Consider the following 16,850-nt stretch of genomic DNA (forward strand, 5'->3'; position numbering starts at 1 on the left):
GGCGACGGGTCCGCCCTCGGCGACCCGCCGTCAGAGCACGCTGCGGGAGGACGCCCGGCGCAGCCCCCGCACCGCCAGCAGGCCCGCCGCCAGGGTGAAGCCGAGCAGCACCGCGCCGCAGGCCAGCACCCGGGAGACGTCGCCGGCCAGGGCGGCGTGCAGCGCGGACACGCCCCAGTAGCCGGGGGAGGCGGGCGCCACCGCCCTGACCCAGTGCGGCAGCGCGGCCAGTGGGACGAACGCGCCGCCGAGGCTGCTCAGCAGCATCCCGCCGATGTCGTACGCGGCGGACAGCTCGCCGTGGGTGCGGGCGGCCACGCCCAGCGCCGAGCCGATGCCCAGCAGCGTCAGTGTCCAGCACAGCAGCGCGAGTCCGAGCAGCGGCAGGTGGTCCAGGCGCATGCCCAGCACCGCCGCGCCGAAGCCCAGCACCAGCACCTGCTGCGCCAGCAGCGCGCCCAGGACCGGCAGGGCCTTGCCGGTGAGGATCTCCAGCGGGTGCGCGGCGCTGCTGCGCAGCCGCTCCCAGGTGTGCCAGAGCCGTTCGGTGAGGATGGCGCCGCCGACGATGCTGAGGGCCAGCAGCGAGAAGGTGACCAGGGTGCCGGTGACGGCCTGGACCGTGCCCGCGGCGGTGCCCTCGGCGGCGGTGTAGAGCGGGCGCAGCAGGGTCACGAAGACCAGCGGCAGGATCATCCGGCTGGCCAGCGGGCCGGGTTCGCGCAGCAGCAGCACGGTGTTGTGCCGGACCAGGGCGGTGGTGCGCAGCGCGGTGCCCCGCGGCGAGGTGCCCCGCGGCGAGGTGCCGGGCTGGGCGGTGGTCCGCAGCGCGGTGGTGTCAAGCAGCACGGGAGGCCTCCGGGGCGGAAGGGGTGGCGGCGAGCGAGCGGTAGAGGTCGTCCAGGTCCGGGCGGCGGATGTCGACGGTGCTGGGGGTGCAGCCGGCCGCCAGCACCGCAGCCAGGTCGGCCGGGGCGTCGGTGCTGCTGATCCGGATCTCGCCGCCGCTCCCGCCCGCGATCTCGCCGCCGCTCCCGGCGGCCCGTGCCCGGAACCGCTCCGGCAGCGGTGCGCTGTCGGCGCCGAGCCGCAGCCGCAGTTCCCCCGGCAGGCCGCGGGTCAGCTCGGCCCGGCTGCCCCTGGCGATGATCCGCCCGGCCCTGGCCACCGCCAGGGTCGCGTCCAGGTCGGTGAGTTCGGGCAGGTAGTGGGTGGTGTAGAGGACGGCGGCGCCACGCGCGGCGCGGGTCCGTACCGCGTCCAGCAGGGCGGCCCTGGTCTCCGGGTCGGCCCCGGCGGTGGGCTCGTCCAGCAGCAGCAGCGGCGGGTCGCCGATCAGCGCGGTCGCGGCCTGCACCCGGCGGCGCTGGCCGCCGGAGAGCAGGCCGGTCTGACGGTCCAGCACCTCGGTGAGCAGCAGCTCCTCGCCGAGTGCGGTGATCTGCTTCGAGAGCACTGCTCCGCGCAGCCCGACCAGCGCGCCGAACAGCCGCAGTTGCTCCCGGGCGGTGGCGGACGGGTACAGCGCGATCTCCTGCGGGGCCGCGCCGATCAGCCGCCGGGCCCGGCGCGGTGCGCGCAGCGCGTCCAGGCCGCCGACGGCGACCGTGCCGGAGTCGGGGAGGGTCAGGCCGGTGACCGCCTCGACGAAGGTGGACTTGCCGGCCCCGTTGTGGCCGATCAGACCGGCGATCTCGCCGGGGGCGAGGTCCAGGCTGAAGCCGTCCAGGGCGGCGGTGCCGCCGTAGTGCTTGACCAGTGCGCGGGCGGAGAGCATCGGGGAGGCTCCTCAGTAAATGATCTACACTGTATAGATCTACACTGTAGAGTCATGGCCGACCGAAAGCAAGAGATCCTGGACGCCGCCCTGCTGATCGCCGACGAACGGGGCCTGGCCGGCGTCTCCATGCGGGCCGTCGCGGAGCGGGTCGGGGTCACCCCGATGGCGCTCTACCCGCACGTCGGCAGCAAGTCGGCGCTGCTGGACGGCATGGTCGGACGGCTGCTCGGCGGCCTGGTCCCGGCGATGGCGGCCGAGCAGGACTGGGCCGACCAGCTGTCCGCGTACGCCCGGCAGGCGCGGGAGATGACCCGGCTGCACCCCTGGGCGGCGACCCTGCTGTTCGGCCGCCCGGCGGTGACCGCCGAGGCGGTCCGGTTTGTGGACGCGATCTACACCGCGCTGCTCGCGGCGGGTGTGCCGCCCGCCCTGGTGCCCCGGATCGAGCGGCTGGTCAGCACCTTCATGCTCGGCTTCGGCGCCTCCCAGGCAGGCGGCCGGTTCGGCCAGGGCGCGCTGGACCCGCGCGGACGCCGCGGCCAGCTCCCCGAGGGCGACCTGCCGGGACACGCGGCGCTGGCCCGCTGGCTGGACTGCCCGGTCGACTGGACCGCCGAGTTCGAGGCCGACCTGGCCGATCTGCGGCGCATGATCGCCGCCATCGCGGCGGAGGCAGCAGCGGGGGCTGAGGCCGAGACAGAGGCGGGGACGGGGACAGAGCCGGGCCAGGGGTAGCCGCCGCCGACCCGGTCCAGGGCGGTTCGAGCGCCGGGCGCCGGGACTCCCGTACGCTGCCCGGGTGAGCTCTGTGAATACGTTCCCGCAGTTGACCGGCCCAGGGGCGACCGGCGTCGGATCGATGCCGGGGACGGACGCCCGGGAGGCCGCGAAGACCGTCATCGGCTCGCTGGACGTACTCCCGCACCTGCCCGAGCTCCCGGCCCGCGGGCCCGGCGCGGACATGGTCGGCCGCAGCCTCGGCCTGCTGGTCGAGCTGTTCGCCCGGGTCGAGCCGTCCGGCTGGCGCTTCGGCGACCACCCGGGACGGGACACCCGCCGGGCCCGCTCCTGGCTCGGCGAGGACCTGGACGCGCTGGAGGAGCACACCCAGGGCTGGACCGGGCCGCTCAAGGTCCAGGCGGTCGGCCCGTGGACGCTGGCCGCCGCCGTGGAACTGCAGCGCGGCGAGAAGGCCCTGGCCGACCCCGGCGCGGTCCGCGACATCGCCGCCTCGCTGGCCGAGGGCCTGCGGCTGCACCTGGACGACCTGCGCCGGCGCGTCCCCGGGGCGCAGTTGCTGCTGCAGCTCGACGAACCGTCACTGCCGTCGGTGCTGGCCGGCCGGGTGCCGACGGCCAGCGGCTGGCAGCGGCTGCGCGCGGTGGACCGCCAGGTCGCCGAGGAGACGCTGCGCTCGCTGACCGGCCCGCTGGACGTCCCGGTGATCGTCCACTGCTGCGCCCCGGACGTGCCGCTGGCCCTGCTCCGCCGCGCGGGCGCGGCCGCGGTCTCGCTGGACCTCGCTCTGCTGACGGAGCGTGACGACGACGCCGTCGGTGAGGCGGTGGAGGACGGCACGGTGTTCCTCGCCGGTGTGGTGCCCTCCGTCGACGGCCCGTTGTCAGACCCTGCCGGTAGTGTCAGCGGTGTCAGGACGTTGTGGCGCAGGCTCGGGCTCGATCCGGGGCTGCTGGCACAGCACGTCGTGGTGACCCCTGCCTGCGGTCTGGCAGGGGCGTCTCCGGCGTACGCACGGCGCGCGCTGTCGCAGAGCGTGACCGCGGCGCGGAGTCTGACCGACAACCCGGAGTAGACGAAGGAGAGTGGCGTGACCGACGCGGACCGGGCAAGGCACGCGCAGTTGGCGCAGGAGCTGGACGAGCACCGCACCCGCTACCACACCCGGGACGCGGCCATCATCAGCGATGCCGAGTACGACGTCCTGATGCGCGAGCTGGAGGCGATCGAGGCGCGCCGTCCGGAGCTGCGCACCCAGGACTCGCCGACCCAGAAGGTCGGCGGCGCGGTCTCCGACGACTTCGTCAAGGTCACCCACCGGGAGCGCCTGCTCAGCCTGGACAACGCCTTCACCGACGAGGAGTTGGACGCCTGGGGCGAGCGGATAGAGCGTGACCTGGCCGGCCAGCCGTACCACTTCCTCTGCGAGCTGAAGATCGACGGGCTGGCCGTCAACCTGACCTACGAGCACGGGCGGCTGGTCCGCGCCGCCACTCGCGGCACCGGCCGGGTCGGCGAGGACATCACCGCCAACGCCCGCACCATCGCCGAGATCCCGGAGCAGCTCGCGGGCGACGACCTGCCCGCGCTGGTGGAGATCCGCGGCGAGGTCTACATGTCGACCGAGGACTTCGAGCGGTTCAACGCCGCGCTGGTGGCCGAGAACGAGCGGCGCGCCGAGGAGAACGTCCGGTTGCTCGCCGAGGGGAAGCGCCCGCTGGCGCTGGAGAAGCTCTATTCCAACCCCCGCAACACCGCCGCCGGCTCGCTCCGGATGAAGGACCCGAAGGCCACCGCCTCCCGGCCGCTGCGGATGCTGGTGCACGGCATCGGCGCCCGCGAGGGCTTCGACATCGACTGCCAGTCGCACGCCTACGAGCTGCTGCACGCCTGGGGCCTGCCCACGGCGAGGCACAACAAGGTGGTCGGCTCGCTGGCCGAGGTGAAGGAGTTCATCGCCTACTACGGCGACAAGAACCGGCACTCGGTCGAGCACGAGATCGACGGCGTGGTGGTCAAGGTGGACGAGATCGCGCTGCAGGGGCGGCTCGGCGCCACCTCCAAGTCGCCGCGCTGGGCCATCGCCTGGAAGTACCCGCCGGAGGAGGCGGTCGGCAAGCTGGACCGGATCATGGTCGGCATCGGCCGCACCGGCCGGGCCACCCCGTTCGCGGTGCTGGCCGAACCGGTGCTGATCGCCGGGTCGATGGTGCAGTACGCCACCCTGCACAACCAGGAGGTGGTCAAGAGCAAGGGGGTGCTGCTCGGCGACACCGTGGTGCTGCGCAAGGCGGGCGAGATCATCCCGGAGATCCTCGGCCCGGTGGAGGACTCCAGGGACGGCACCGAGCGCGCCTTCGTGATGCCGACGCACTGCCACGAGTGCGGCTCCGAGCTGCGCCCGATGGCCGAGGGCGACATCGACCTGCGCTGCCCCAACGCCCGCTACTGTCCGGCCCAGATCCGCGAGCGGATCGCCTACCTCTGCGGCCGGGAGTCCCTGGACGTCGACAACTTCGGCTACGTCGCCGCGGTCGCGCTGACCCAGCCGCTGGAGCCGGCCGTGCCGCCGCTGACCAACGAGGGCGACATCTTCGACCTGTCGCTGGAGCAGCTGCTGCCGATCCGGGCCCTGGTCCGCGACCCCAAGACCGGTCTGCCCAAGGTCGACGAGACCACCGGCGAGCAGAAGGTCGTCTCGTTTTTCGCCAATCTCAAGGGCGAGCCCAAGAAGACCGCCGAGCTGATGCTGAAGAACCTCGAAGCCGCCAAGCAGCAGCAGCTCTGGCGCTTCGTCAACGGGCTCTCCATCAGGAGGGTCGGCCCGGTCGCCGCACGGGCCCTGGCCAGGGAGTTCCGCGACCTGGACCGGATCGCCTCGGCCTCCGAGGAGGAGCTGGCGGCGACCGAGGGGGTGGGCCCCGGCATCGCCGCGGCGATCACCGCCTGGTTCGCCGAGGACTGGCATCGGGAGATCATCGAGAAGTGGCGCGCGGCCGGCGTCCGCTTCGTCGACGAGGACGCCGCGGAGGAGGGCCCGCGCCCGCTGGAGGGGCTGACCGTGGTGGTCACCGGCACCCTCGCCTCGCACACCAGGGACGGCGCCAAGGAGGCGCTGCAGTCCCGCGGAGCCAAGGTCACCAGCGCCGTCTCCAAGAAGACCGACTTCGTCGTGGTCGGCGACAACCCCGGCTCCAAGTACGACAAGGCGATGCAGCTGAAGCTCGCGGTGCTGGACGACGACGGCTTCGCGGTGCTGCTCGCCGAGGGTCCGGAGGCGGCCCGGGAGGCGGCACTCCCGGTGACCGAGGAGGCGCCCTGAACCGCCGTCACCTGTGACCTAACGCCTCGTCAAGTTACTTAACGCAAAGGCAAACCAGGCAAACGGTAGGATTTCGCTGCGACGACCCGGCGGTAACGACACCGCTGGGTCACAGCCTGTCCGATTCACTGCCCCTCCAGAAGTCCCCGCTTTACCCTGGAACACAACCCGCTCCCTCAGCGGGCGAACGGGGAAGCAAGAGGAACCCTCCATGGAGCGCACGTCGAGGCTCGGCCGCGCCGCACGTCCGGGCAGGGCCGGACGGTCGGCCAGGGCTGTCGTCCTGACCGGCATGCTGGTCGCCGGGGCAGTACCGCTGCTGCCGCTGGCCCTGCTCACCTCCGACCACGACCCCCGACTCCTGCCGCTCTTCGCGGCCCCGCTGGCCGTCTGCTACGCCGCCTGGCGGATCGCCAGGGGGCGGGCCAGGGACCAGGCCACCGACCCGCTCACCGGCCTGGCGAACCGGGACGCGCTGCTGCGGTCGGCCCGCGAGGCCATCGCCGCCGACCGCCCCGGCGCGGCCGGGCCCGGTCGCCGGGTCGCGCTGGTGGTCCTCGACCTGGACCGGTTCCGCTCGCTCAACGACACCCTCGGCCACCGCGCCGGGGACCGGCTGCTGGTCCAGGTCGGCGAGCGGCTCCGGCGCGCCGTGCGGGAGCTGCCCGCGCCGCCGCCGCGGCGTCCCGGCCGGTCGGGCCGGTCGGCCGGGCAGCCGCTGGTGGCCCGGCTCTCCGGCGACGAGTTCGCGGTGCTGCTGCCGGAGGCCGGGGACGACCCGGTCCGCACCGCCCGCGGCCTGGTCGCCGCGCTCGCGGCCCCGCTGCTGCTGGACGGGCTACAACTGGTGCTCGAAGCCAGCGCCGGGGTCGCGGTCAGCCCCGCCGACGCCGACGACGCCGAGACCCTGCTCCGCCGCGCCGACGTCGCCATGGCGCACGCCCAGAACACCCGCAGCGGCGTCGCCGGGTACCGCCCCGAGCAGGACGCCGACACCCCGCAGCGGCTCGGCCTGCTCGGCGACCTGCGCCGGGCCCTGGACACCGGGCAGGTCCTGATCCACTACCAGCCCAAGGTCGCCTTCGACGGCCATGTGGTCGGCCTGGAGGCGCTGGTCCGCTGGAACCGTGAGGGTCACGGCCCGGTCAGCCCCGAGGAGTTCGTCGGCCTGGCCGAGTCCAGTGGGCTGATGCCCCGGCTCACCGACTACGTGCTGGAGGCCGCGGTCAGCCAGCTCGCCGCCTGGCGGGCCGAGGGGATGACGGTCCAGGTCGCGGTGAACGTCTCGCCGCGGGACGTGCTGCGGCCCGCCTTCGCCCGCTCCATCGCCGACCGGCTGCGGCGGCACGGGGTGCCGCCGGGCGCGCTCCAGCTGGAGATCACCGAGCGGCTGCTGCTGGAGGACGGCCAGCTGGCCGCCGACACCCTGGAGGAACTGCGCGGGCACGGCGTCGGGATGTCGCTGGACGACTTCGGCACCGGCTACAGCTCGCTGGTCCGGCTGCGCCGGCTCCCGGTCGGCGAGCTGAAGATCGACCGCTCCTTCGTCAGCCGGATGGTCGCCGACGACCACGACGAGGCGGTGGTCCGCTGCTCGGTCCAGCTGGCCCACTCGCTCGGGCTGACCGTGGTCGCCGAGGGCGTCGAGGACGACGAGACCTGGGAGCGGCTGCACGCCATGGGCTGCGACGCGGTCCAGGGCTGGCTGGTCTCCGCGGCGCTGCCGGCCGACCAGGCCACCGCCTGGCTGCGGATCCGCAACGCCGCCGCCCCGCTGATCCCGCCGGAGCCGTACGGCTTCGTCGCGCCGGGCTGAGCCGCTCACGGAAAGGACCCGCCCGCGGAAAGGACCGCTCACGGAAACGGCGGTGCGACCCGGTCCGCGGCGTCCGTAGGATGGGCCCTGCCCCGCTGTCAATAGACTGGGGTCGGTAACCCGGACACTCACCACCCCAAAGGGGATCGCTGCATGCCTGGCATTACGCGCGAGGAGGTCGCCCACCTCGCCCGGCTGTCGCGGCTGGAGCTCAAGGCCGAAGAGCTTGACCACTTCGCCGAGCAGCTCAACGACATCGTCGACGCGGTCGCCCGCGTCAGCGAGATCGCCGCCGACGACGTCCCGCCGACCTCGCACCCGCTGCCGCTGACCAACGTCATGCGGCCGGACGTGGTCCGCCCGTCGCTCACGCCCGCCGAGGCCCTGGCCGGCGCGCCCGCCGCGGAGGAGCAGCGCTTCCGCGTGCCCCAGATCCTCGGGGAGGACTAAGAGCATGACCGACCTGACCCGCAGCACCGCCGCCGACACGGCCACCGCCATCGCCAAGGGCGAGGTCTCCGCCGTCGAGGTGGCCCAGGCGCACCTGGACCGGATCGGCGCCGTCGACGGGAAGGTGCACGCCTTCCTGCACGTCGACACCGAGGGCGCGCTCGCCGCCGCCCGCGCGGTGGACGACCGGCGTGCCAAGGGCGAGGAGCTGGGCCCGCTGGCCGGCGTCCCGCTCGCGCTCAAGGACGTCTTCACCACCAAGGGCGTGCCCACCACCGCCGGATCGAAGATCCTGGAGGGCTGGGTACCGCCGTACGACGCCACCGTGACCAGTCGGCTGAAGCAGGCCGGCGTGGTCGTCCTCGGCAAGACCAACATGGACGAGTTCGCCATGGGGTCCTCCACCGAGAACAGCGCCTACGGCCCGACCCGCAACCCCTGGGACCTCTCCCGGATCCCCGGCGGCTCCGGCGGCGGCTCCTCGGCCGCGCTGGCCGCGTACCAGGCCCCGCTGGCGATCGGCACCGACACCGGCGGCTCGATCCGCCAGCCCGGCGCGGTCACCGGCACCGTCGGCGTCAAGCCGACCTACGGCACGGTCTCCCGCTACGGCCTGATCGCCTTCTCGTCCTCGCTGGACCAGGGCGGCCCGTGCGCCCGCACCGTGCTGGACGCGGCGCTGCTGCACGAGGCCATCGCCGGGCACGACCCGCTGGACTCCACCTCCATCGACGCCCCGGTGCTCCCGCTGGTCGAGGCCGCCCGGACCGGCGCCCACGGTGACCTCAAGGGCCTCCGGGTCGGCGTGGTCAAGGAGTTCGCGGGCGAGGGCTACCAGCCGGGGGTGATGCAGCGGTTCAACGAGTCGGTGGAGCTGCTGCGGGCGCTGGGCGCGACCGTGGTCGAGGTCTCCTGCCCGTCCTTCACCTACGCGATGCCCGCGTACTACCTGATCGCGCCGTCCGAGGCCAGCTCCAACCTGGCCCGCTTCGACGCCATGCGGTACGGGCTGCGGGTCGGCGACGACGGCAGCCGCTCGGCCGAGGACGTCACCGCGCTGACCCGCGAGGCCGGGTTCGGACCCGAGGTCAAGCGCCGGATCATCCTGGGCACCTACGCCCTGTCCTCCGGCTACTACGACGCCTACTACGGCTCGGCGCAGAAGGTGCGGACGCTGATCACCCGGGAGTTCGACCGCGCCTTCGGCGAGGTCGACGTCCTGGTCTCGCCGACCACGCCGACCACCGCCTTCCCGATCGGCGAGCGCGCCGACGACCCGATGGCGATGTACCTGGCCGACCTGTGCACCATTCCGTCGAACCTGGCCGGCAACTCGGCCATGTCGGTGCCCTGCGGCCTCGCACCGGAGGACAATCTCCCGGTCGGCCTGCAGATCATCGCCCCCGCCCTGGCCGACGACCGGCTGTACCGGGTAGGTGCGGCGGTCGAGGCGGCACTCAACGCTAAGTGGGGACACCCCCTGCTGGAGGAGGCACCGGCGCTATGACCGACACCACGAGCAAGGCCAAGCAGTTGACCGGCTTCAAGCACACCAAGCCCGGCCTGATGGTCGGCCTGGGCGGCAGCGCCTGGGGCGCCTTCGGGATCGTCAAGGACATCCGCAAGGCCCGCGCGGAGGGCGACACCCTCAAGCTCGTCAACGCCGCCGTCGGCGCCCTGGCCCTGGTCACCGCGACCGCACTGCTGGTCCGCGAGCTGCGCCGGCTCGGCGACGACGACATCCTGCTCGGCTGAGCAATCCATGCACGCGAGTGACGAAGAGGGGACGCAGCAGTGAGCGTCATTGACCTGGTGCCGTACGACGACGCACTGGAGTCGTACGACCCGGTGATGGGCCTGGAGGTCCATGTCGAGCTGGGTACCGCCACCAAGATGTTCTGCGGGTGCTCCACCGAGCTGGGCGCGGAGCCCAACTCGCAGGTCTGCCCGACCTGCCTGGGGCTGCCCGGCTCGCTGCCGGTGGTGAACGCGGTGGGCGTGGAGTCCGCGGTGAAGATCGGCCTCGCGCTGAACTGCGAGATCGCCGAGTGGTGCCGCTTCGCGCGGAAGAACTACTTCTACCCGGACATGCCGAAGAACTTCCAGACCTCGCAGTACGACGAGCCGATCGCCTACAACGGCTACCTGGACGTCACGCTGGAGGACGGCGAGGTGTTCCGGGTGCAGATCGAGCGCGCCCACATGGAGGAGGACACCGGCAAGTCCTCCCACATCGGCGGCGCGACCGGCCGCATCCACGGCGCCTCGCACTCGCTGCTGGACTACAACCGGGCCGGCATCCCGCTGATCGAGATCGTCACCAAGCCGATCGAGGGCGCGGGCAGCCGCGCCCCCGAGGTGGCCAAGGCGTACGTGGCCGAGCTGCGCGAGGTGATCAAGGCGCTGGGCGTGTCCGAGGCCCGGATGGACAAGGGCCAGATGCGCTGCGACGTCAACCTCTCGCTGCGCCCGCACGGACGCGAGGAGTTCGGCACCCGCTCGGAGACCAAGAACGTCAACTCGCTGCGCAGCGTCGAGCGGGCCGCCCGGTTCGAGATCCGGCGGCACGCCGCGGTGCTGAACGACGGCGGCAGCATCGTCCAGGAGACCCGCCACTTCCACGAGGAGGACGGCAGCACCACCGCCGGGCGGATCAAGGACAACGCCGAGGACTACCGCTACTTCCCCGAGCCGGACCTGGTGCCGGTGGCCCCGTCCCGGGAGTGGGTCCAGGAGCTGCGGGCCGCGCTGCCGGAGATGCCCCGGGTCCGCCGGGACCGGCTGCAGAAGGAGTGGGGCATCTCCGACCTGGAGATGCAGTCCGCGCTGAACGCCGGTGCGATCGAGCCGATCCTGGACACCATCGCCGCGGGCGCGCCCGCGGACCAGGCCCGCAAGTGGTGGATGGGCGAGCTGGCCCGCCGGGCGAACGAGTCCGGCACCGAGCTGAGCGCCCAGCCGATCACCCCGGCGCAGGTCGCCCGGGTCTGCGCGCTGGTCGCCGCGGGCTCGCTGAACGACAAGCTGGCCCGTCAGGTGATCGAGGCCGTCCTGGACGGCGAGGGCGAGCCCGACGAGGTGGTCGCCAAGCGCGGTCTGGCCGTGGTCTCCGACGACTCGGCGCTGGGCACGGCCGTGGACGAGGCCATCGCGGCCAACCCGGCCATCGCCGACAAGATCCGCGACGGCAAGCTGGCCGCGGCCGGTGCGCTGGTCGGCGCGGTGATGAAGGCCACCCGCGGCCAGGCGGACGCGGCCCGGGTCAAGGAACTCATCCTGGAGCGCCTGGCCTGAGTTCTGACGCCCTGTGAGTTGAGGCTCTGTGCCGCTGACGCCCCGTGCGCTGACGCATCCTCAGGAGCCCCGTCCGGCCTGGTGCCGGGCGGGGCTCCGGTGCGTCGGAGACCCTGTTACGCCGCTGTGACGGCGTGGGGGAAACCACCGCGGGCCGCATGATCGTGTCCACTGGTACAGACGCCGCACGCACAGTCGAACCACGGGGAATCCACATGAACGTCCGCCGCAGCCTCCCGCTCGCGCTTCTCGCCGCCGCCACCGCCGTCCTGACCACTGCCTGCTCCTCGACCGGCGCCGCCGCCGGTGCCGCGACCGGCGGCGCGAGCGCCTCGGCCGGGCAGACCGCCGGGGCGGTCCCGGTCTCGTCCAAGACGTCCAAGACGTCCGGGAGCCAGGACGTCCGGCCGTCCCAGCCGGCGACGCCGCCGCAGGCCGCGCCCACGGCGAAGGCGCCCGGCGGCTCCGCCGGCTCCGGCGGGAACGCCACCAGCGACGCCTACGCCTGGAAGCACCCCTGCGACTCCGGCCAGGTCACCGTCGCGGTGCAGTACCAGCACACGATCGGCGACACCCGCCGGGTGATCGTGGCCACCAACCACGGCAAGGCCGCCTGCGGCCTGAGCTACTACCCGGCCGTGTCGGTCGCCGACAGCGCCAGCATCGGCGCCACCAGCGGCACCGCGAAGTTCGTCACCCCCAAGGTCCCCGGCGGGCTGGGCGGGGCCCCGTACGCCTCGATCCACGCGGGCCAGAGCCTCTACGCGGTGATCGACCTGGACCCCGGCCACACCACCTCCGGCGCGGTCCGGAGCTTCGACGAACTGGACGTCAAGTCAGCCGACTTCATGCCGGACGCGGCCACCACCAACCACCCGCTGAAGAACGAGCCGGCCGGCAGCGGCAACCCCTACGTCAAGGGCCCGATCCTCAGCCTCTACCAGCCGAGCCTCGCCGACGCGGTCGCCCAGGTGTCCGATCTGGGCGACTTCGCCTAGGCACTCGGCCAGGCACTCGGGCGGGCCTTAGGCCGTCCCACCCTCGGGGTGGGGCGGCCTGAGTGCTGTCTAAGGCCCTTCCCGGCCGGAAGATCGGGCAGTCTCCCGATGCCCGGCACCCCCCTTGCAGAGGAATCTTGAGTCCAGAAGGAAACCGGGAACCAGCAGGGAAACAAGGAGCACACCGTGTCGAACGACTACATCCAGTACCAGACCGCCAAGTACCAGCGGGACGCGCTGATCCGGGCCGCCGAGCAGCACCGCCTGGTCCGCCTGGCGGCCGAGTCCGACAGCGACGGACGGAAGGGGGGTGCGGCCCGACCGCACCCGCGGGGGGTACGCCGCTTCGGCCGCTCGCCCCGGCCCAGCGCCGGCGCCTGCTGACCGGGCGGTGACCGGCCGCAAAGCACTTCGGACCTGTCGGAGGCGTGTGCGATGCTCACTCCTGTGGAGCGCAAATCGGTGAGTCCTGTGTTCGTCGGCCGTTCCGCCGAGTTGGCGGAGCTGACCGGGGCGCTGCGGCGCGCGGGGGAGGGGCAGCCGCAGGCGCTGCTGATCGCGGGGGACGCGGGGGTCGGCAAGACCCGGCTGCTGGAGGAGTTCCTCTGCGCGGCCGCCGGGGGCGGGGCGGCGGTCGCGGTCGGCGGCTGCATCGAGATCGGCGCGGACGGCCTGCCGTACGCGCCGATGGTGACCGCGCTGCGGGCGCTGCACCGGGCGCTCGGGGCCGAGGTGGAGCAGGCGGCGGCGGGGAACGAGGGACGGCTGTCGCAGCTGCTGCCGGAGCTGGGCCAGGCCGTCCCGGAGACGCACGACGAGTTCGGCCGGGCCAGGCTGTTCGAGCACACCGCTCAGCTGTTCGAGCGCCTGGCCGCGGACCGCACCGTCGTGCTCGCCCTGGAGGACCTGCACTGGTCCGACCGCTCCACCCGGGAACTGCTGGTGTACCTGCTGCGCTCGCTGCGGCACGCCCGGCTGGTCATCGTCGGCAGCTACCGCAGCGACGACCTGCACCGCCGCCACCCGCTCCGGCCGTTCCTGGCCGAGCTGGAGCGGCTGCGCACGGTCCAGCGGCTGGAACTGCCCCGGCTCGGCCGGGCCGAGGTCGGCGACCAGCTGGCCGGAATCCTGGCCGCGGTCCCGGAGTCCCGGCTGCTGGAGCGGATCTACCGGCGCTCCGAGGGCATCCCGTTCTTCGTCGAGGAACTGGCCGCCAGCTACCAGGAGGGCTGCTCCACCGGGCTCACCGACTCGCTCAGGGACCTGCTCATGGTCCGGGTCGAGGCGCTGCCGGAACCGGTCCAACCGGTGCTGCGCACTCTCGCCCAGGGCGGCTCGGCGGTGGAGTACGGCCTGCTCAGCGCGGTCCTGGCACAGGGCGAGGACGAGCTGCTGGCCGCACTGCGGGCCGCGGTGGACGCCAACATCCTCCGTCCCACCAGCGCCGGGGACGGCTACTGCTTCCGGCACGCGCTGGTCCGCGAGGCCGTCGCCGACGACCTGCTGCCCGGCGAGGGCAGCCGGATCAAGCGCCGCTACGCCACCGTGCTCAGCGAGCAGCCGCAGCTGGTCCCGGCCGAGGAGCGGATCACCCGGCTCGCCAACTACTGGTACAGCGCCGGGGATCCGGCCCGCGCCCTGCCCGCGGCGCTGGAGGCCGGACGCGAGGCCCGCCGCCGCAACGCCTTCGCCGAGCAGCTGCAACTGCTGGAACGCGCCCTGGAACTGTGGGACCGGGTCCCGCCGGAGGTCCTGGCCGAGCTGCGCCCGGCCGACTACGCCGAGTCCTACCCGCCCTGCAGCTGCGACGACGACCCGGACGCCAGCTGCTGCGAACGGCTCCGGCTGGTCGACGTGTTCGCCGAGGCGGCGGTCGCCGCCCGGCTCTGCGGGGAGCGCGAACGCTGCCTCAGCCTGTGCAAGCAGGCGCTGCGGCTGGTCGACGAGACCGCCGACCCGTCCCGCGCGGCCTGGTTCTGGGCGATGCGCTCCCGGGTCGGCGGCACCCTGGTCCGCGACGGCGGCCGGGCCGACCTGGCGCACGCCCGCGCCCTGGTCGAGAACCGCCCGCCGAGCGCGGTGCAGGCCGAGGTGTTCAGCCGGCTCGCCGGCTGCGGCATGGTCGACTGGCCCGCGCCGGATGACGTCGCGCTGGCCGAGCGCGCGGTGCTGATCGCCCGTCAGGTCGGCGCGGAGACGGTGGAGCTGCACGCCCGGGTCACCCTGGGCACGCTGCTGGCGCTGCTCGGCCGCCAGGAGCAGGGCCTGACCGAGCTGACCGAGGTCCGCCGCCGGGCCCTGGAACTGCAGGAGCCGGACCTGATGTCCCGGGTCCACGTCAACCTCTCGGACGTCTACGAGGGCCTGGGCCGCTCCGCCGAGGCGGTCGAGGCGGCCAGGGCCGGCTGCGAGATGGCCCGCAGCAACGGCCTGCTGGGCGCGGCCGGACCCATCCTGCGCGGCAACCTGGTCGAGTCGCTGCTGTCGGTGGGCGAGCAGGCGGAGGCCGCCGAACTGCTCGACTCCGCGCCCGGCCACCTGGGCGGCCCCGCCGACCAGAGCTTCCTGGACCGGCTCAGGGCCGAACTCGCGCTGCTCAGGGCCGACCTCCCGGCCGCCGCCGAGCACCTGGCCCGCGCGGTGGAGACCACCGACCCGGCCAAGGCACAGAACTGGCTGCCGCTGTCCGCGCTGGTGATCCGGCTGGCCGCCGCGGACGGCCGGTTCGGCGACGCCCGTGCCGAACTGCTGAAGACCCTGGACCGGGGCTTCCCGATGGGCAAGGAGCGCTACATCTGGCCGATGCTGGTGCACGGCGCCGCCGCCGAGGCGGACTCCCGCGGGCTGCCGGGGTTGGACGCCGGACGGGCCGAGGTACTGGAGCGGATCCGCGCGTCGACCGCCGGACTGGGCGGCTGCTGGCCGCTCACCCCCGGCTGGACCGCCCTGCTGGATGCCGAACTCGCCCGTGCCGAGGGCGTACTCGACCCGGCCGGGCGGCTGCGCGCGGTCGAGGCGCTGGAACCGGCCGGACTGCCGTACCCGCTCGGGATCGCGCTTCTCCAGGCCGCCGAGGCGTACGCGGCGCAGGGCGACCGCGGCGCCGCCGCGGACCTGCTCCGGCGCGCCGAGCAGCAGGCCGAGCGGCACGGCGACCTGCGGCTGCGGCAGGAGGCGGCCCGGCTGGCCGATCGGGCCCGGCTGCACGGCGCCGCCGACCCGGCCGGTCCTGGCCCCGCGGCGGACGAGCCGCGGAGCCGGTTCCATCTGACACCGCGTGAGCAGGCGGTACTCGGCCTGGTCGCGCTGGGCCGGACGAACCGCCAGATCGCGGACGAGCTCTACATCTCGCCCAAGACCGCCAGCGTGCACGTCTCCAACATCCTGGCCAAGCTGGAGGTCACCGGCCGGGGCGAGGCCGCCGCGCTGGCGCACCGGCTGCACCTGGTCGGCTGACGCCGGAGCGGTTCCGCTAGCGTCGGCGGTATGACTCCGCGCTACCTGCTGCCCTACCCGCCCGAGCAGATCGGCGGCCTGCCCGCCGACCTGGACGCCCTGGTCTGGGACGGGACGGCCGAACCACCGGCCCAACGGGAACTGGACCGGGTCGAGTTCTACTGCCTCCCCTACATGCGGCACCGGGCGGCCGTCGCGCTGCTGCCGCGGCTGCCCGCGCTGCGCACCGTGCAGACGCTGACCGCGGGAATGGACGACGTGCTGCCGCACCTGCCGCCGGGGGTGACCGCGTGCAACGCCAGGGGGCTGCACGACGCCAGCACCGCCGAGCTGGCGGTGGCGCTGACGCTGGCCTCGCTGCGCGGCATTCCCGGCTTCGTCCGCAACCAGGCGGACGGCGTCTGGGACCAGTCGTTCCAGTCCGCGCTGGCCGACCGGACCGTGCTGATCGTCGGCTACGGCTCGATCGGCGCGGCCCTGGAGCAGCGGCTGATCCCGTTCGAGTGCCGGGTGGAACGGGTCGCCCGCAGCGCCAGGGAGTCCGCGCACGGCCCGGTGCGTGCCCTGGCCGAGCTGCCCGGACTGCTGCCGGAGGCGGACGTGGTGGTGCTGCTGACCCCGCTCACCGAGGCGACCCGGCACCTGGCCGACGCGGAGTTCCTGGCCCGGATGAAGCCGGGGGCGCTGCTGGTCAACGTCGCCAGGGGCGCGGTGGTGGACACCGCGGCGCTGCTGGCGGAGCTGGAGTCGGGCCGGCTCAGGGCCGCCCTGGACGTCACCGACCCCGAGCCGCTGCCCGCCGAGCATCCGCTGTGGCGGGCCCCCGGCGTGCTGATCACCCCGCACGTCGGCGGCCCCAGCTCGGCCTTCCTGCCGCGCGCGCTGCGGCTGCTCCGGGCCCAACTGCTGCGCGCGCACGAGGGTCTGCCGCTGGCCAACGTGGTCGGCTGAGGCGCGCGTCAGGGCGCACACCGCGGCCACCCGCGCCCCTGGCGT

13 protein-coding genes and 1 pseudogene are annotated in these 16,850 nt (G+C 73.8%); 12 read left to right on the forward strand and 2 right to left on the reverse strand.

Annotated elements, in window-relative coordinates:
* Window positions 1–30: 30 nt before the first annotated feature.
* Both ACEZDE_RS26975 and ACEZDE_RS26980 read right to left on the reverse strand, forming a co-directional pair.
* Complete coding sequence (locus ACEZDE_RS26975; RefSeq protein ID WP_380541139.1) at window positions 31–849, reverse strand: ABC transporter permease; 819 nt, start codon at window positions 847–849, stop codon at window positions 31–33.
* Window positions 839–1,777, reverse strand: coding sequence for an ABC transporter ATP-binding protein (locus tag ACEZDE_RS26980; RefSeq protein ID WP_380541142.1), 939 nt, complete (start codon window positions 1,775–1,777; stop codon window positions 839–841). Before ACEZDE_RS26980 ends, ACEZDE_RS26975 begins: the two co-directional genes overlap by 11 nt.
* A 54-nt stretch (window positions 1,778–1,831) precedes the next feature.
* Between ACEZDE_RS26980 and ACEZDE_RS26985 the strand changes: the two genes are divergently transcribed.
* The 12 genes and pseudogenes from ACEZDE_RS26985 (at window position 1,832) to ACEZDE_RS27040 (ending at window position 16,805) form a co-directional block, all read left to right on the forward strand.
* Window positions 1,832–2,515 carry a TetR/AcrR family transcriptional regulator gene (locus ACEZDE_RS26985; protein ID WP_380541145.1) on the forward strand — a complete coding sequence of 228 codons (684 nt, stop codon included), beginning with the start codon at window positions 1,832–1,834 and terminating at the stop codon, window positions 2,513–2,515.
* A gap of 73 nt (window positions 2,516–2,588) precedes the next feature.
* Window positions 2,589–3,593: a methionine synthase gene (locus ACEZDE_RS26990; protein ID WP_380541203.1), complete on the forward strand. Its 1,005-nt coding sequence runs from the start codon at window positions 2,589–2,591 to the stop codon at window positions 3,591–3,593.
* 15 nt (window positions 3,594–3,608) lie between these two features.
* Window positions 3,609–5,840: an NAD-dependent DNA ligase LigA gene (ligA, locus tag ACEZDE_RS26995; protein WP_380541148.1), complete on the forward strand. Its 2,232-nt coding sequence runs from the start codon at window positions 3,609–3,611 to the stop codon at window positions 5,838–5,840.
* A 274-nt stretch (window positions 5,841–6,114) separates the two neighbouring features.
* Window positions 6,115–7,656, forward strand: a pseudogene (locus ACEZDE_RS27000) (putative bifunctional diguanylate cyclase/phosphodiesterase); the annotation flags it as partial.
* Window positions 7,657–7,809: 153 nt separating this feature from the next.
* The gene (gene gatC, locus ACEZDE_RS27005) at window positions 7,810–8,106 is read left to right on the forward strand and encodes an Asp-tRNA(Asn)/Glu-tRNA(Gln) amidotransferase subunit GatC (RefSeq protein WP_380541151.1); all 297 of its coding nucleotides are present in this window, start codon (window positions 7,810–7,812) and stop codon (window positions 8,104–8,106) included.
* A 4-nt stretch (window positions 8,107–8,110) separates the two neighbouring features.
* Complete coding sequence (gatA, locus tag ACEZDE_RS27010) at window positions 8,111–9,613, forward strand: Asp-tRNA(Asn)/Glu-tRNA(Gln) amidotransferase subunit GatA (protein WP_380541154.1); 1,503 nt, start codon at window positions 8,111–8,113, stop codon at window positions 9,611–9,613.
* Complete coding sequence (locus ACEZDE_RS27015) at window positions 9,610–9,861, forward strand: hypothetical protein (protein ID WP_380541157.1); 252 nt, start codon at window positions 9,610–9,612, stop codon at window positions 9,859–9,861. The genes gatA and ACEZDE_RS27015 overlap by 4 nt, the downstream gene beginning before the upstream one ends.
* Before the next feature lie 39 nt (window positions 9,862–9,900).
* Window positions 9,901–11,400 carry an Asp-tRNA(Asn)/Glu-tRNA(Gln) amidotransferase subunit GatB gene (gene gatB, locus ACEZDE_RS27020; protein WP_380541160.1) on the forward strand — a complete coding sequence of 500 codons (1,500 nt, stop codon included), beginning with the start codon at window positions 9,901–9,903 and terminating at the stop codon, window positions 11,398–11,400.
* 215 nt (window positions 11,401–11,615) lie between these two features.
* Entirely contained in the window at window positions 11,616–12,398 is a 783-nt protein-coding gene (locus ACEZDE_RS27025; protein ID WP_380541163.1) for a DUF4232 domain-containing protein, read from the forward strand.
* A gap of 186 nt (window positions 12,399–12,584) precedes the next feature.
* Window positions 12,585–12,782 (forward strand): hypothetical protein, encoded by a 198-nt coding sequence (locus tag ACEZDE_RS27030; RefSeq protein WP_380541166.1) that lies wholly within the window; start codon window positions 12,585–12,587, stop codon window positions 12,780–12,782.
* 78 nt (window positions 12,783–12,860) lie between these two features.
* Window positions 12,861–15,854: a helix-turn-helix transcriptional regulator gene (locus tag ACEZDE_RS27035; protein WP_380541169.1), complete on the forward strand. Its 2,994-nt coding sequence runs from the start codon at window positions 12,861–12,863 to the stop codon at window positions 15,852–15,854.
* Window positions 15,855–15,884: 30 nt separating this feature from the next.
* On the forward strand, window positions 15,885–16,805 hold the full coding sequence (locus ACEZDE_RS27040; protein ID WP_380541172.1) for a 2-hydroxyacid dehydrogenase: 921 nt from the start codon (window positions 15,885–15,887) through the stop codon (window positions 16,803–16,805).
* Window positions 16,806–16,850 lie beyond the last annotated feature (45 nt).

The organism is Streptacidiphilus cavernicola (assembly GCF_042510955.1).
Classification (GTDB): Bacteria; Actinomycetota; Actinomycetes; order Streptomycetales; family Streptomycetaceae; genus Streptacidiphilus; species Streptacidiphilus cavernicola.

What these genes read in the sequence shown, in the direction of transcription:
- ACEZDE_RS26980 (WP_380541142.1), bottom strand. Translation starts at nt 1,777, where the DNA reads ATGCTCTCCGCCCGCGCACTGGTCAAGCACTACGGCGGCACCGCCGCC.
- ACEZDE_RS26985 (WP_380541145.1), top strand. Translation starts at nt 1,832, where the DNA reads ATGGCCGACCGAAAGCAAGAGATCCTGGACGCCGCCCTGCTGATCGCC.
- gatC (WP_380541151.1), top strand. Translation starts at nt 7,810, where the DNA reads ATGCCTGGCATTACGCGCGAGGAGGTCGCCCACCTCGCCCGGCTGTCG.
- gatA (WP_380541154.1), top strand. Translation starts at nt 8,111, where the DNA reads ATGACCGACCTGACCCGCAGCACCGCCGCCGACACGGCCACCGCCATC.
- ACEZDE_RS27015 (WP_380541157.1), top strand. Translation starts at nt 9,610, where the DNA reads ATGACCGACACCACGAGCAAGGCCAAGCAGTTGACCGGCTTCAAGCAC.
- ACEZDE_RS27025 (WP_380541163.1), top strand. Translation starts at nt 11,616, where the DNA reads ATGAACGTCCGCCGCAGCCTCCCGCTCGCGCTTCTCGCCGCCGCCACC.
- ACEZDE_RS27040 (WP_380541172.1), top strand. Translation starts at nt 15,885, where the DNA reads ATGACTCCGCGCTACCTGCTGCCCTACCCGCCCGAGCAGATCGGCGGC.